This window comes from Streptococcus sp. F2, assembly GCF_056500955.1.
This window is the reverse complement of sequence record NZ_JBWKAI010000001.1, coordinates 115,211-129,785: the sequence shown is the minus strand read 5'-3', so window position 1 is coordinate 129,785 and position 14,575 is coordinate 115,211. Positions and strand designations below refer to the sequence as shown.

The following is a 14,575-nucleotide window of genomic DNA, read 5'->3' as shown; positions in this document are numbered from 1 at the left end:
AATGTAAAAACGTTTACAAGAAATGAAGGAGATGCAATGACTGAGATAGATTATGGACAAGTAACAGGAATGGTGCATTCGACAGAAAGCTTTGGTTCTGTGGATGGCCCAGGAATCCGTTTTATCATTTTCTTGCAAGGCTGTAAAATGCGTTGCCAGTATTGCCATAATCCGGACACTTGGGAGATGGAAACCAATAACTCAAAACTTAGAACGGTTAATGACGTTTTAAAAGAAGCCCTTCAGTATAAACATTTTTGGGGAAAAAAAGGTGGTATTACAGTTTCAGGTGGTGAAGCTATGCTCCAAATTGACTTTATCACTGCCTTGTTCACTGAGGCAAAAAAATTAGGCATCCATACGACACTGGATACCTGTGGTTTTGCTTATAGACCTACACCTGAATACCATGAGGTTCTGGACAAATTACTGGCAGTGACAGATTTAATCCTATTAGACCTGAAAGAAATTGATGAAGAACAACATAAGATTGTGACGCGTCAGCCTAATCAAAATATTTTAGAATTTGCTAGGTATTTATCCGACAAGCAGATTCCTGTCTGGATTCGACATGTTTTAGTGCCGGGATTGACCGATATTGACGATCATTTGGTACGATTGGGTGAGTTTGTAAAGACCTTGAAAAATGTCGATAAATTTGAAGTTTTGCCTTACCATACTATGGGAGAATTCAAATGGCGTGAACTAGGTATTCCTTACCAGCTGGAAGGGGTTAAACCACCGACCAAGGAAAGGGTTCAAAATGCCAAAAACTTGATGCAAACCGAGTCTTATACAGAATACATGAATCGGATTCATCAGTCATAAGCTTTTCTTGAAGTTGGGAAATATCCCAGCTTTTTGTGTTTACAAGGTGAGTGCTCGGCAATCCCCCTTTGATTTTAGGGGGCAATTTTGCTAAAATAAGATGAATAAAGAGAATGAGGTAGAATTATTATGTCAAAAATTTTAGTTTTTGGTCACCAAAATCCTGATACGGATGCCATCGCATCGTCATATGGCTTTGATTACTTGTCACAAAAAGCCTTTGGCTTGGATACTGAAGTGGTAGCTTTAGGAACTCCTAACGAAGAAACAGCTTTTGCCCTTGATTATTTTGGTGTTGAAGCACCGCGTGTGGTTGAATCTGCTAAAGCAGAAGGGGCTGAACAAGTGATTTTGACAGACCACAATGAGTTTCAACAATCTATTGCAGATATCCGTGAGGTTGAGGTCTATGGTGTGGTAGACCATCACCGTGTGGCAAACTTTGAGACTGCTAATCCATTGTATATGCGAGTGGAACCTGTCGGTTCTGCCTCATCTATCGTTTACCGTATGTTCAAAGAAAATGGTATTGATGTCCCTAAAGCGATTGCTGGAATGCTCTTGTCTGGTTTGATTTCAGATACCTTGTTATTGAAATCTCCAACAACTCATGTGTCTGACCATCGTGTCGCTGAAGAATTGGCAGAGCTAGCAGAGGTCAACTTGGAAGCTTACGGCATGTCTCTTCTAAAAGCTGGTACAAATCTTGCAAGCAAATCAGAAGCAGAATTGATTGATATTGATGCTAAAACCTTTGAATTAAACGGGAATGCTGTACGCGTGGCACAAGTGAACACTGTTGACATTTCAGAAGTTTTAGAACGTCAAGAAGCTATTGAAGCAGCGATTAAAGATGCTATGGCTGCAGAAGGTTATTCAGATTTTGTCTTAATGGTAACTGATATTGTTAACTCAAACTCTGAAATCTTAGCTATTGGTGCTAACATGGATAAGGTGGAAGCAGCCTTTAACTTCACTCTTGAAAACAATCATGCCTTCTTGGCAGGTGCCGTTTCTCGTAAGAAACAAGTGGTTCCACAATTGACAGAAAGTTTTGGAGCTTAATGAAAAGACTCTTTAAAAGGGCTTGGTTTTTTGACCAAGCCCTTTTTTCACTCTTCTATGCTATAATAGAAGGTATGATAACAGTATTTCATTCAGATAAGCTCACCAGACAATCTTTTTTTCAAGACCTTATCAATTATCTCGACCAGCATGATCACGTTATTTTACGAGATATCAAAAAAGCCTTTCCTAATATCACAGGTATCGACAAGGCTATTGAAAGTTACGTTCAAGCTGGCTATATTCGCCGTGAAAATAAGCGTTACGGCATCAATCTTCCCATAGTGACTTCTGATCAGCAACTAGCCTTAGACACCATGCTTTTTGTGGACACCTGTTCAGTTAAGTATGAGGATTTTTTAGCGGTTACCTTTGAGACTCAGTTAGCTAACCAGACCAATCAAGTGATCATCAAGGAAAAGACCAACATCACGAGAAGTCAGTTGACTCTAGCTAATTATTTTTATCGTCTCACAAGAGGTGAAAAACCATCGGCTGAGCAGATGGATCTGTACAAACTCTTGGGAGATGTGAATCAGGAATACGCCCTTAAATACATGACCACCTTCTTACTTAAATTCACGCGTAAAGACCTTGTGATGCAAAAACGGCCGGATATTTTTGTGGAAGCCTTAGTCAAGCTTGGGTATTTGGTACAGGTGGAGCCTACAAAATACCAGCTGCTAATGACCTTGGATAAAGAAAGTTTAACCTTTACAGCACCATAGAAAAACGCTAAGAATATACTTTGTTCTTAGCGTTTTGATTATCTTTATTTTGTTTTTGCCATTAAGTAAAGGAAGTATGGTGCTCCAATTAGCGATACTAAGATGCCTGTTTGGATATTACTGCCAACGAGATAGACTCGTCCTATTGTATCTGCAATCAGAAGGATTAGCATACCGATGAATAAGCTAGTAGGTATGGTTAAGCGGTGGTCGTTTCCAACAAGACGTTTGCTGGTATGGCCTGCCATTAGGCCGATAAAACTAATATTACCAACCAAAAGCACGCTCAAGGCGGCAAGAGCAGTAGCTAATGCCAATGTTACTAATCGTTGAGCATTTAAGGCTAGACCAAGTCCAATAGCGGTATCGTCGGATAAGGTCATGATGTTAAGGTAGTGTGCTTGATAAAAACCCACTAGCCAAAGCAAAATGAGCAGTGGAGCAATGAGTGTCAGGGTTGGCCAATCGTCGCCCGTAAGTTGACCACTCAACCAGTTAATCACCAAATCAACTTTGTAGCGGTTGACATTGCCAACAAGGGCGACCATTAAACTGGACAACATAGTGGTGACCCCGACACCCGTAATCATCAAGCGGGTAGGGTTGATTTTTCCTTGCTTGGTTAGTGAGAGCTGGTAGACACTCAAAATCGTTAGGCTAGCGCCAAGCATGGCAAATAAAGGGAGGAACTGGCTAAGGATAGTCTGATTAAGAGAAGAAAAAGAAACAAAGATAGCAAGTGTTACCCCTGCTCCCGTATTAATCCCTAAAATACCAGAATCAGCTAGAGGATTTCGTGTCAAGCTTTGTAGCAAAAGTCCTGATAGAGCAAGTGAGCCCCCTCCAACACAAGCTGCTAAAATTCTTGGTAGACGAATCTTAGTGATGATTAAGGTCATGGCACTGTTGGATTCTCCTAGTAAAACCTTGATTACACTAAGGAGAGACATGTTGGACTCTCCTATAGACAAGGACATCAAGATAAGTCCTAAAAGAAGAAGGAACAATCCCAAGTAAAAAGGGGCTACTTGTTTAAACGATTTCAATGAGTACCTCCTTTTCTAAGCAACCATAAGAAACACGGAAAACCAACCAGACTAACGAGGGCAGATAGGGGTGTTTCATAAGGAGGGTTGAGATTGCGGCATGCAAAATCAACCCATAGCATGAAACTAGCTCCTAATAAGGCAGATAGTGGGATAATCTGGCGATAATTTTTGGCAGCAAAGACCTTGATGAGATGAGGAACCATCAGACCAACAAAGGAAATACTTCCAGCGATAGCCACAGCTGCCGAGGATAATAGAAGAACCAAGAGCATAAAGATAGCACTCATCAACGTGGTCCTTTGGCCGAGAGCCTTTGCTTGATAGTCGCTCAAACTAAGAATAGTGAGGTGATAAGATAAGAGCTGTGCAAGGACAAGGCTGGCCACGACAAGAGGTGCTATGTAGGCCACCATCTGCCAGTTAACGCCGACTAATCCTCCTGCTTGCCAACCGATAATGGCATTAGCCAGATGATAGTAATTGGTGACACCTTGACCTAGTGCTGATAGCAGTATGGAAACCATAGCTCCTGCCAGAACAAGGCGAAGCTGATGATAGCCTTTTCTAGCTTGGTAAGAAAGTCCAAATACTAAAGCAGCTGCAAGGCAAGAACCCAACAACGACAGCAGAATAATGAGAGAGTAGTGCAGATGAGGCACAAAAGCGTACGCCAAAACCAAGGCTAATCCAGCGCCAGAATTAATACCCAAGAGGCCAGGCTCAGCAATAGGGTTGTGCGTAATGCCCTGCATAATTGCACCAGAAACAGCGAGGGCAGCCCCAACTAAAGCAGCAGCCATTAGTCGAGGGATACGAATATCAAGAAGGACATTGGCCTTATGGCCTCCTTGCTTTCCGAGAAAAATACGGCTGATATCCTGATGAGATAGATGAATGGCTCCGAAGCGAAGATTGCAATAGATGGCAAGGACTAAGCTTAGGCTGATAAGAGCAAAAAGAAGCCAAAAAGTCTGTGACTTAGTGACTCTTTTAGTTTTTTGAGTAGGTAAATAGATGTAATCAGGTGACTTATGCATTACTTTCACTTGAGAGAATTGCCTTTCGCAAGGTCTTCAATTGGTATTCCAAAGACAGTGGGTCTGTAAAATAAAAGACATTAGCATTGACTTTAATGACATGATTTTTCTGAATGGCTGGAAGAGATTTCCAAAGATCGCTTTCATATAAGGCAGAGCCAGTCTTGTCGTCTTCAGCAGCAACCACTATATAATCTCCAATGTAGTCGGGAAGGACTTCTTGGGATAGAGACAGGTAGCCTTGTTTAAAGACATCCTGTTTGACTTTTTCAGGAGCATCATAGTGGAAAGCTTGGTGGATAATCTCCCCACCGCGTCCCCAGTCTTTACCGAAGAGGTAAATCTCTTTTTCGTAAAGTCCCATAATGGTAAATGTCGCTTTGTCACCTGTAACAGCCTTGACTTCTTTTTCATAAGCTGCTGTTTTTGTTTCCCAGTCTTTTAGCCATTTGGCTGTTTCTTTTTCTTTGTTAAAGACACGTCCAAAGTCCGAGAAGACTTGGAGATAATCCCGTTTACGGTATTCAATCGAAATAACAGGAGCGATTTCTGCCAATTGTTTGATATTTTCTTCTGTAGAGCCCACCACAATAACATCAGGTTCTAATGCAGTGATAGCTTCTAAATCAGTCGCAGCCACTTGTTTAGCATTTTTAATCGTCTTAGCAAGGACAGGGTTTTTCTTGTCGTAAGAAGTGACACCAACTAAGTTTAAATCTAATTTTTTGAGGTAACCAGTGTAAGTGGAAGCCAGACTGACCACTCGCTTTGGTTGACTAGGAATATCTCCATAGTAGGTCATACCAGCAATGTTTGGCATACTTGATAGGCTATTTGAACTGGAATTTGGCTTACTGCTTGTTTGATTACCACAGGCAACTAAGGTAATGGTTGTCAAACAAAGTGTTAATAGTAGGGCTAATTTTTTCATGTATTCTATTCTCCTAGAATAAATTTATTGGAGCTGATAGGTCAGCAATATTGGGCAGTTGTGGATAGGATCATCAATAAGTTGTGCCTTGATGTGGAAAAGATCTTGGATAACGGCTGGCGTCATCACTTCTCTGACAGAGCCAACGTATTTGATTTGTCCTTCTTTCATGGCAATCAGATGATCAGAGTAACGTGCTGAAAGATTAAGGTCGTGAAGGACCATCACCATCGTCTTACCTGATGTTTGATTCAAGCTTTTGAGTAAGTCTAAGATTTCTAGTTGATGGTTCATGTCTAGATAAGTTGTTGGCTCATCTAAAAAAATGGTATCAGTATCTTGGGCCAGTGCCATAGCAATCCAGACTCGTTGTCGTTGTCCACCAGATAGGGTATCGACAGGTTGGTTAGCATAGGCTGTTATCTTAGTAGCCTCCATGGCCCAATGAATGGTATCTTTATCAGTTTGGCTGAGTTTTCCGAGGCAGGATTGGTGAGGAAATCGACCGTAGGAGACCAATTCGTAAACCGTTGTGCCATCAGTTGTCTCTTGGACTTGAGGAAGTAGAGCAATCTTTTTAGCCACTTCTTTGGTCGCAAGCTTCGCAATACTTTGTCCATCTAAATAAACGGCCCCTTTGTTGAGTGGCAATAGTCTGGTTAATCCTTTTAGCAAAGTTGATTTACCAGAACCATTGGCGCCAATAATAGTTGTTATTTCTCCTTGAGGAATGCAAAGGGACAAATCGTCTATAATAGTCATCTTATCATAAGCAATGGCAATTGCTTCAGCACTGATTTGTGTCATAGGTTACCTCCTTTCTAAACATCATAAAAATGATCGATTAAGATGTCAAGAGAACTCATCTTACCGACTCTTTTGGAATCATCTGAGAAAAATAATGTTTTCTCAAAATCTCCATCATTATAGCATAGAAAAAAGGCCTAAAAAAGCCTTTTCCTTATGTGAGATTTGATTTTACTAAAAAAGTTTTCCTCATTAGAATGGTTAAAAAGAGTAGCAATAATCATTCTTATTAAGTGCATTTGGGCTTATTAAAGATAACGTTGGGCAACAGCCAAATCACCTGCATAGGGTGCTTTTTCCCCTTTGACAATCTGGTAGGCATCCGCCCCTTTACCAGCAATAATGACAGCATCTTCTGGCCCTTGGCAAAGAGACATGGCTTTTTGAATGGCTTGCTCACGGTCACTAACAATGTCAATCGGGCGCGTGATATGGCTAGCAATTTCCTGCGAAATATCTTCTGGATCTTCGAAATTAGGATCATCAGCAGTGAGAATAACGGTGAGATTAGGATGCTGGTTAATCACTGCTCCAAAATCTGCTCGTCGGCTTTCTCCTTTATTTCCTGGGGCTCCTAAGATTAATACCAGGTTACCAGTTTGATGTTCCTCCACGACGCTGAGTAATTTTTCTAAGCTGTCACCATTATGGGCGTAATCGACGAAAACTTTGGCATGATTAGTCATGGTAAGAACTTCCATGCGGCCTGGCACGCGAGTCTTAGCGATACCCTTTTGAATATCAGCTAAGCTAGCCCCTAAGCGAAGACAAGCCAATCCAGCAGCCATAGCATTTTCTTGATTGAAGTGCCCGATTAATTGGATCTCATAGTGCCCAGCCAATTGTCCATTGGCCTCAAATGAAAAAGCTTGGCTAGTGGTGATCTGGTTGTCAGATAAGGCACCATAGAAAGCGTGCTCTTGATTAGCTACCTGATCAGCTAGAAATGGGAAATGATCCATACCGCTATTGATCACAACAGCTCTGCTATTCTCCATTAAAAGACGTTTGTGGTAAAAATAGTCTTCAAACGTTGGGTGCTCAATAGGACCAATGTGGTCAGGACTGATGTTGAGGAATACTCCGACATCAAACGTAAGCCCATAGACGCGGCCAACAAGATAAGCCTGACTAGATACTTCCATAATCAAGTGAGTCATGCCATTTTTAACACACTCGGCCATCATAGCAAAAAGGTCTAGACTTTCAGGAGTTGTCAATTGTGATTTGAAGAAAGTTTGACCGTCCAAGGTAGTGTTCATCGTAGACAACAAGGCAGGTTTATAGGATTCTTTCAAAATATGGTAGGCAAAATAAGCAGCTGTTGTTTTGCCTTTTGTTCCAGTAAACCCTAAGAGTTTGAGCTGATCCTGAGGATTATCATAGAAAGCCATAGCGATTAAACTCATGGCCTTTTTAATATCAGTGACCAAAACAACGGGAATATCAAGCTTATAATCTACTTCTGAGACATAAAGAGTAAGTCCCTTAGCGATTGCTTCTTTAAGGTATTCAGCCTTGAATGTAGCTCCCTTAGCAAAAAAGAGGGTTTTGTCATCTACTTGACGGCTGTCATAACTAAGCCGTTCAAATTGTAACCCTCGGTAGTGGTAGTGATAGCCCTGTGCATCAAGGACTTCTCGAAAATTATGGTCTTTTTTTAAAATGTTTAATACGTGTTCAATGCTTATCATACCCTTATTTTATCTTTAAAGTTCCTGTTTTACAAGTCACAAGCAAAAGTTTATAATAAAGCTAATAGAAACTAGGAAAGAATAGATATGTCGACAGAAAAAAAACAACTGACACAAGAAGAATTGATGGTTCAGGGAGCAGCCTGGTCCACAGCTGGTAATTTTATTAGCCGACTTTTAGGAGTATTATACATTATTCCCTGGTACATTTGGATGGGGCAATACGCGATTCAAGCCAATGCTCTTTTCAATATGGGGTATAATGTTTATGCTTATTTTTTATTGATTTCAACCACAGGACTTAATGTTGCGATTGCTAAGCAAGTCGCCAAATACAATTCTATGGGGCAGACGGAGCATAGCTACCAATTGATTCGGAGCACGTTAAAACTCATGCTTGGTTTGGGTGTTGTGTTTTCGGCAATTATGTATCTAGGTTCTCCCTTATTTACCAGTTTATCTGGTGGGGATGCTAAGCTTATTCCAATTATGCATAGTCTTTCCTTGGCTGTCCTTGTCTTTCCAGTCATGAGTGTCATTCGAGGTATTTTTCAGGGGCACAATAACATTAAGCCCTATGCCATTAGTCAGATTGCTGAGCAATTGATTCGAGTCATTTGGATGCTTCTGACCACCTTCCTTATCATGAAATTAGGTTCTGGTGATTACGCTTCAGCAGTGACTCAGTCAACTTTTGCAGCCTTTATCGGGATGGTGGCTAGTATGGGTGTTCTGGGATACTATCTTTGGAAACAGGGACTTCTAGCAGTTATTTTTAGTAAGCCAGATCATACCGTTTCTATTGATATCAAGGGCTTGTTGCTTGAAACCTTAAAAGAATCTATCCCCTTTATCGTGACAGGAAGTGCTATTCAAGCCTTTCAGTTGATTGACCAGTGGTCCTTTGTGAACACCATGAGTCTGTTTACAGATTATAGCCGCTCTCAATTATTGGTTTTATTTGGTTATTTTAACGCTAATCCTGCTAAAATTACCATGGTTTTAATCGCTGTAGCAGCTTCTATCGGAGGGGTTGGTATTGCCTTGTTGACAGAAAATTATGTCAAAAAAGACATGAGAGCAGCGGCACGCCTGATTATCAATAATATTGAAATGTTGATGATGTTCTTATTGCCAGCTTTGACAGGGGCCATTATTCTAGCTAGACCACTTTATTCTGTTTTTTATGGAGCTAGTGAAGACCGTGCCATTCATCTTTTTGTGGCTGTCTTATTCCAAACCTTGCTACTAGCTCTTTATACCCTTTTTTCACCCATGCTTCAGGCTCTTTTTGAAAATCGCAAAGCTATTTATTATTTTGCTTATGGGATTCTCATCAAGCTCGTCTTACAAGTACCGTTAATTTACCTTATGCATGCCTACGGGCCACTGTTAGCAACAACCATTGCTCTTTTAGTCCCTATTTACCTCATGTATCGTCGCTTGCATCAGGTTACTCGATTTAATCGTAAACTGTTACAAAAACGTCTCTTATTGACCCTGATTGAAACGATAATCATGGGCTTGGTTGTTTTTATTGCTAATTGGCTTTTGGGCTATGCCTTTAAACCAACAGGTCGTCTAACCAGTCTTTTTTACCTCTTGATTATTGGAGGTTTGGGAATGGCAGTTTACACGACTCTCACCTTGCTGACACATCAACTTGACAAGTTAATCGGTAGCAAGGCTAGTCGTCTTCGTCAGAAATTAGGTTGGCACTAAAGAGTTATCAAGAGAAACGATTTCACGATGAACTGATTGTGAAGTGGTTTCTTTTTTGCCATTTATCGGTAAGGAAATCAGGAGTATAAAGAAAAGGAGGAAAGATAATCAATAAAAATCAGGATTTCCCGAGCAAAGTGACCAGTTTTTTGGTATAATGGTAAAAGTGTAAAAAAATATAGAAGGAAGTATATCAACATGGGAAAATGTCAAGTTATTTCGCATCCGCTCATTCAGCATAAACTCTCAATCTTACGTCGTCAAACAACATCGACAAAGGATTTCCGTGAATTGGTTAATGAAATTGCCATGCTTATGGGATACGAAGTGTCTCGTGACCTTCCATTGGAAGATGTGGAAATTCAGACACCAGTTTCTAAGACTGTGCAAAAACAACTAGCTGGTAAAAAACTTGCTATCGTTCCTATTCTCCGTGCCGGTATTGGAATGGTTGATGGTTTCTTGAGCCTTGTACCAGCAGCAAAAGTTGGGCATATCGGTATGTACCGCGATGAAGAGACCTTAGAACCTGTTGAGTACTTGGTGAAATTACCAGAAGACATTGACCAACGTCAAATTTTCCTTGTTGACCCAATGTTGGCAACAGGTGGTTCGGCTATCTTAGCAGTTGATTCGTTGAAAAAACGTGGAGCAACCAACATCAAGTTTGTCTGCTTGGTAGCAGCCCCAGAAGGGGTTAAAAAACTTCAAGAGGCTCATCCAGATGTTGATATTTTCACTGCTGCCCTTGATGAGCGTCTCAATGAACATGGTTACATTGTTCCAGGTTTGGGAGATGCTGGCGATCGTCTTTTCGGGACTAAATAGTCAACTAGAAGCTCACTAAACTAAGGATATGGGGTGGAAACCTGATTTGATTTCCTAGAAATCAGAGAGGGTCCCCCTCTTTTTTAAAAGTAAGTTTATCATTTGACCTTTCTTGACCAAAAGATTATAATAGGGTCAATCATTATAAAAGAGGGCATTTATAGTAGGACCCCCTCTAGGTTAGGGACTACTTTGGAACCTTTGTAGATTGGAGATTTTTTATGATTCCTGTTGTTATTGAACAAACTAGTCGTGGTGAACGTTCTTATGACATTTACTCACGCTTATTAAAAGACCGTATTATCATGTTGACAGGCCCTGTTGAGGACAACATGGCAAACTCTGTCATTGCGCAGCTTTTATTCCTTGATGCTCAGGACAATACGAAAGACATTTATTTGTATGTCAACACACCTGGTGGTTCTGTTTCAGCGGGTTTGGCTATTGTCGACACCATGAACTTTATCAAAGCTGATGTCCAAACCATTGTTATGGGGATGGCCGCTTCTATGGGGACTGTCATTGCTTCATCAGGTACTAAGGGCAAACGCTTCATGTTACCAAATGCAGAATACATGATTCACCAACCAATGGGTGGTACAGGTGGTGGTACACAACAAACAGATATGGCCATTGCTGCAGAGCACCTCTTAAAAACTCGTCACCGTTTAGAAAAAATCTTAGCACAAAATGCTGGAAAGACCATTAAACAAATTCACAAAGATGCTGAACGTGATTATTGGATGAGTGCTGAAGAAACCTTGGCTTACGGTTTCATTGATGAAATCATGGAAAATAACGAATTAAAATAAAAGGTTTTCCTGAACAAACGCTTTAAATGACCAGTTTCTTCTGACTAGAGGACTGGTCATTTTGCTTATCTTGGAAGGGGAATGAGTCCTGTGAGCTGTTGTGAGGCTAAGGAGAAAAAAGTTTTACTTATCTGATGAGCTTTTGATGAGCCCTTCCTATGGTTAAGAGTTCCTTAGTTATTTGCTAGTGAATGATAATCCTATCAGTGTGAGAAAACAGGAAAAAATCATTTCATGATGATTATGAGACCGTTAAGGATTTGAGTGACCGTGTGGTCTTGACTATGTTATCCTAAAGTGATGGTATTGCCATATAATAAAATGAATTTATTGTGCTGACTTTCCCATCCTGTTTGGACTCATCTCACCCATTTTATAGTGAAAAGGAGATTATTGATGACACCACATGATGTTCAAAAACTTCAAGAACTTGAAGAAAAATATGAGGCTTTTTTTCCTAAATTAGAGGAATTAATTATCAGTTTTGCTCAAGTTGAGGCAGCTTATGACGATTATAGGGCCTTGAGGGCCTTTTATGGTAGCGAGGACTGGTTTCACTTCAGAACCCAAGAAATTGAGGGACTCAAAGCAGGTATCCTCAGTGAAGATCAACTCTATGAGCTCATTTGTGAGCATAATGACTTGTTAGGAAGGTTGTTGCGCTTTTCGTCAACCATGTACCGACATCTGTAAGCTATTGTGCTGACATTTTTCGCTCCTTATCGCTTCCCCCTTACCTTTTGATTAAAGTATGGTATAATCAAGTTATGTTAGTCATAAGTGAAGAATTCATTGCCATTGAAGAAGCTATTGATCAGCTTGTGGCATGTCTAAAAAAAGTGCCTCAATATCAGGCTTATGCTGAGGCTAAAGCAGCTGTTGAAGCAGATGGCAACTTGCAAGTTGAGATGAACCGGTTTCAAGATATCAAAAAACGTTATGACGCAAGTAAAGCCTTACAGGAGTTTAGACCTGAAGTAAGGCAGTTGCGTCGGGAAATGTTACTGCAAAAGCGTAGCTTGGATTGTCATCCTTTGGTCGTTTCCATGCGCTTGGTCCAAATGGATTTGCAAGAAATTTTGGCTAACATTTCTGAAGAAATTGCTGGTGCGGTGTCTGACAGTATTTTTGTAGATACAGGCCTTCCTTTGGCACCCAAACGGCCGAAACACCCATCAGGACCATACCAAAATATTAAAGAAAAGGGCTTATCATGTTTCAAAAACAAGAACGTATAGGGCTTGTGATTTACCTTTATTATAATCGCGATGCTAGAAAATTATTAAAGTTTGGGGACTTGTATTACCATTCCAAACGCTCACGTTATTTAGTCATTTATATTAATAAAAATGATTTGGAAACGAAAGTAGACGAAATCAGTCGTTTAAAATTTGTCAAAGAAGTAAAACCATCAGCTTTTGATGATATTGATCGTCAGTTTGTGGGTAACCTTCATCGGGAGGAAAACACTATGACATTGACCGAAGGAGCAAGTCAAGCCTAGAGATGCCTTTTGTCGGACTGATCAACCAGTATGATTAGTTTTATTCAAGCATCCAAAAAAGAGATGCCACTCACCAGAAATAATGGCTGAGTGGCATCTCTTTTTTATAGATTAACGTCTTTTTTTGGATTCAATTTTTGTTATTTTGCCATTTTTCAAAATATTTCAAAAATAAGTATTGACAATTTTCTGATAATTCTGTATTCTTGTTTACATATTATTTTTTAAGGGTTAAATAAGGAGTAGTTATGAAAAAGAAATTATTATTTTCAGGTTTAGTATTATTATCAACGACAAGCCTCGCAGCTTGTAGTGCAGCACCAGGTGCTAGCTCTCAAGCTGCTAGTGGAACTGAGATTGGCAAGACACTTAAAATTGGATTGAATTTGGAGTTAACCGGAAATGTTTCTGCTTATGGTAGCGCTGAAGAAAAAGGTGCTAAATTAGCTGTTGATGAGATTAATAAGGCTGGCGGAGTTGATGGTAAAACGATAGAAGTCATCACTAAAGATAATAAGTCAGATAACTCTGAAGCTGCGACGGTAACGACTAATTTAGCAACTGAGAGCAAAGTCAATGTCGTGGTCGGACCGGCAACTTCTGGAGCAACGGCAGCTGCTTCACCAAATGCTAGCAAAGCAGCAGTACCTTTAATTACTCCATCTGGGACAACAGATAATTTAACCCTTACCAGTGACGGTAAAACCAATCCTTATGTTTTTAGAACAACCTTTGTGGATAGTTACCAGGGGGATGTCTTAGCCAAATACGCTAGTGATCATTTGAAAGCTAAACAAGTGGTACTCTTCTATGACAATTCCAGTGACTATTCTAAAGGGATTGCGAAACGTTTCAAGAAAGTATACACAGATACCATTGTAGCAGAAGCTACTTTCCAATCAGGGGATACCGATTTTCAATCAGCTTTGACCAAACTAAAAGATAAGGAATATGATGCCATCGTCATGCCAGGGTATTACCAAGAAACAGGGACCATTATCAAGCAGGCGCGTGAAATGGGAATTGCCAGTCCAATCCTTGGTCCTGACGGGTTTGCGGATGATAAGTTAGTTGAATTAGCAGGGGCTTCAAATGTTAATAAGGTTTATTACATTTCGGGCTTCTCTGCTTCTACTTCAGACAAGGCGGCTCAGTTTGTCAAGGCCTACCAAGCCAAATATGGTACTAGCCCATCTATGTTTGCTGCGCTAGCCTATGATTCTATTTACATGGCGGCCGATGCTGCTAAAGATAGCAAGACATCTGTTGACCTTGCTAAACGTCTAGCTAAATTAAAAGATTTTGAAGGGGTAACAGGCACCATGACCATCGACAAACAACACAACCCCATCAAGCCTGTTTCGGTTGTTGAACTAACTAACGGGAAAGAATCGTCAGCAACAACAGTAACTGCTGATTAAACACATGTAGGTAGGAAGTTGAGGAACAGTTACTTTCCTCAATTTCTTTTAGGTTAAGGAGAAGAGTAGTGTGGTTGCAGAATCATTATAGACAATTTTTTGTCAACAATTGAGAGCTTTCAGGTTATTATCTGTTGCTATTCTCTTAC

Annotated in this window: 15 protein-coding genes; 10 read left to right on the top strand and 5 right to left on the bottom strand. The window is 40.4% G+C overall.

Going from position 1 to position 14,575, the window contains the following annotated elements; genetic code table 11:
- Nucleotides 1–36: 36 nt before the first annotated feature.
- The 3 genes from pflA (at nt 37) to ACYTR8_RS00680 (ending at nt 2,621) form a co-directional block, all read left to right on the top strand.
- Nucleotides 37–828, top strand: coding sequence for a pyruvate formate-lyase-activating protein (gene pflA / locus ACYTR8_RS00690; RefSeq protein ID WP_003054166.1), 792 nt, complete (start codon nt 37–39; stop codon nt 826–828).
- A 129-nt stretch (nt 829–957) separates the two neighbouring features.
- Nucleotides 958–1,893: a manganese-dependent inorganic pyrophosphatase gene (locus tag ACYTR8_RS00685; protein ID WP_111715473.1), complete on the top strand. Its 936-nt coding sequence runs from the start codon at nt 958–960 to the stop codon at nt 1,891–1,893.
- 74 nt (nt 1,894–1,967) lie between these two features.
- Nucleotides 1,968–2,621 (top strand): DUF1803 domain-containing protein, encoded by a 654-nt coding sequence (locus ACYTR8_RS00680; protein ID WP_111717891.1) that lies wholly within the window; start codon nt 1,968–1,970, stop codon nt 2,619–2,621.
- A gap of 44 nt (nt 2,622–2,665) precedes the next feature.
- Here ACYTR8_RS00680 and ACYTR8_RS00675 read toward each other — a convergent pair whose 3' ends face one another.
- The 5 genes from ACYTR8_RS00675 to ACYTR8_RS00655 all read right to left on the bottom strand — a co-directional run bounded on the left by ACYTR8_RS00675 (nt 2,666) and on the right by ACYTR8_RS00655 (nt 8,139).
- Nucleotides 2,666–3,667, bottom strand: coding sequence for a FecCD family ABC transporter permease (locus tag ACYTR8_RS00675; protein WP_269760884.1), 1,002 nt, complete (start codon nt 3,665–3,667; stop codon nt 2,666–2,668).
- Nucleotides 3,664–4,707, bottom strand: a complete 1,044-nt coding sequence (locus ACYTR8_RS00670) for an iron ABC transporter permease (RefSeq protein ID WP_111715478.1) — start codon at nt 4,705–4,707, stop codon at nt 3,664–3,666. The genes ACYTR8_RS00675 and ACYTR8_RS00670 overlap by 4 nt, the downstream gene beginning before the upstream one ends.
- Entirely contained in the window at nt 4,700–5,638 is a 939-nt protein-coding gene (locus ACYTR8_RS00665; protein ID WP_479640196.1) for an iron-hydroxamate ABC transporter substrate-binding protein, read from the bottom strand. The genes ACYTR8_RS00670 and ACYTR8_RS00665 overlap by 8 nt, the downstream gene beginning before the upstream one ends.
- 24 nt (nt 5,639–5,662) lie before the next feature.
- Nucleotides 5,663–6,445, bottom strand: a complete 783-nt coding sequence (locus ACYTR8_RS00660) for an ABC transporter ATP-binding protein (RefSeq protein ID WP_479641489.1) — start codon at nt 6,443–6,445, stop codon at nt 5,663–5,665.
- A 248-nt stretch (nt 6,446–6,693) separates the two neighbouring features.
- Nucleotides 6,694–8,139, bottom strand: a complete 1,446-nt coding sequence (locus ACYTR8_RS00655; RefSeq protein ID WP_479641488.1) for a UDP-N-acetylmuramoyl-L-alanyl-D-glutamate--L-lysine ligase — start codon at nt 8,137–8,139, stop codon at nt 6,694–6,696.
- Nucleotides 8,140–8,226: 87 nt separating this feature from the next.
- Here ACYTR8_RS00655 and ACYTR8_RS00650 point away from each other — a divergent pair, with 87 nt between their 5' ends.
- The 7 genes from ACYTR8_RS00650 to ACYTR8_RS00620 all read left to right on the top strand — a co-directional run bounded on the left by ACYTR8_RS00650 (nt 8,227) and on the right by ACYTR8_RS00620 (nt 14,426).
- Entirely contained in the window at nt 8,227–9,861 is a 1,635-nt protein-coding gene (locus tag ACYTR8_RS00650) for a putative polysaccharide biosynthesis protein (protein ID WP_111715488.1), read from the top strand.
- Between the two features lie 198 nt (nt 9,862–10,059).
- A complete protein-coding gene (gene upp / locus ACYTR8_RS00645) occupies nt 10,060–10,689 on the top strand; it encodes a uracil phosphoribosyltransferase (RefSeq protein ID WP_003058279.1) in 630 nt (209 codons plus the stop codon).
- Nucleotides 10,690–10,910: 221 nt separating this feature from the next.
- The gene (locus ACYTR8_RS00640) at nt 10,911–11,501 is read left to right on the top strand and encodes an ATP-dependent Clp protease proteolytic subunit (protein WP_002985850.1); all 591 of its coding nucleotides are present in this window, start codon (nt 10,911–10,913) and stop codon (nt 11,499–11,501) included.
- Between the two features lie 396 nt (nt 11,502–11,897).
- Nucleotides 11,898–12,194 (top strand): DUF4298 domain-containing protein, encoded by a 297-nt coding sequence (locus ACYTR8_RS00635; protein WP_479641487.1) that lies wholly within the window; start codon nt 11,898–11,900, stop codon nt 12,192–12,194.
- A gap of 74 nt (nt 12,195–12,268) precedes the next feature.
- On the top strand, nt 12,269–12,739 hold the full coding sequence (locus ACYTR8_RS00630; protein WP_443597437.1) for a YlbF/YmcA family competence regulator: 471 nt from the start codon (nt 12,269–12,271) through the stop codon (nt 12,737–12,739).
- Nucleotides 12,715–13,005 carry a YlbG family protein gene (locus ACYTR8_RS00625; RefSeq protein ID WP_003060978.1) on the top strand — a complete coding sequence of 97 codons (291 nt, stop codon included), beginning with the start codon at nt 12,715–12,717 and terminating at the stop codon, nt 13,003–13,005. Before ACYTR8_RS00630 ends, ACYTR8_RS00625 begins: the two co-directional genes overlap by 25 nt.
- Nucleotides 13,006–13,253: 248 nt before the next feature.
- The gene (locus ACYTR8_RS00620; protein WP_479641486.1) at nt 13,254–14,426 is read left to right on the top strand and encodes an ABC transporter substrate-binding protein; all 1,173 of its coding nucleotides are present in this window, start codon (nt 13,254–13,256) and stop codon (nt 14,424–14,426) included.
- The last annotated feature ends 149 nt before the right edge of the window (nt 14,427–14,575 follow it).

Bases quoted from the DNA above. Each gene is read 5' to 3' on its own strand.
- ACYTR8_RS00670 (WP_111715478.1), bottom strand. From the start codon at position 4,707: ATGCATAAGTCACCTGATTACATCTATTTACCTACTCAAAAAACTAAA.
- ACYTR8_RS00620 (WP_479641486.1), top strand. From the start codon at position 13,254: ATGAAAAAGAAATTATTATTTTCAGGTTTAGTATTATTATCAACGACA.
- ACYTR8_RS00680 (WP_111717891.1), top strand. From the start codon at position 1,968: ATGATAACAGTATTTCATTCAGATAAGCTCACCAGACAATCTTTTTTT.
- ACYTR8_RS00630 (WP_443597437.1), top strand. From the start codon at position 12,269: ATGTTAGTCATAAGTGAAGAATTCATTGCCATTGAAGAAGCTATTGAT.
- ACYTR8_RS00685 (WP_111715473.1), top strand. From the start codon at position 958: ATGTCAAAAATTTTAGTTTTTGGTCACCAAAATCCTGATACGGATGCC.
- ACYTR8_RS00635 (WP_479641487.1), top strand. From the start codon at position 11,898: ATGACACCACATGATGTTCAAAAACTTCAAGAACTTGAAGAAAAATAT.
- ACYTR8_RS00650 (WP_111715488.1), top strand. From the start codon at position 8,227: ATGTCGACAGAAAAAAAACAACTGACACAAGAAGAATTGATGGTTCAG.
- ACYTR8_RS00660 (WP_479641489.1), bottom strand. From the start codon at position 6,445: ATGACACAAATCAGTGCTGAAGCAATTGCCATTGCTTATGATAAGATG.
- ACYTR8_RS00655 (WP_479641488.1), bottom strand. From the start codon at position 8,139: ATGATAAGCATTGAACACGTATTAAACATTTTAAAAAAAGACCATAAT.
- ACYTR8_RS00625 (WP_003060978.1), top strand. From the start codon at position 12,715: ATGTTTCAAAAACAAGAACGTATAGGGCTTGTGATTTACCTTTATTAT.
- ACYTR8_RS00665 (WP_479640196.1), bottom strand. From the start codon at position 5,638: ATGAAAAAATTAGCCCTACTATTAACACTTTGTTTGACAACCATTACC.
- pflA (WP_003054166.1), top strand. From the start codon at position 37: ATGACTGAGATAGATTATGGACAAGTAACAGGAATGGTGCATTCGACA.
- ACYTR8_RS00640 (WP_002985850.1), top strand. From the start codon at position 10,911: ATGATTCCTGTTGTTATTGAACAAACTAGTCGTGGTGAACGTTCTTAT.
- upp (WP_003058279.1), top strand. From the start codon at position 10,060: ATGGGAAAATGTCAAGTTATTTCGCATCCGCTCATTCAGCATAAACTC.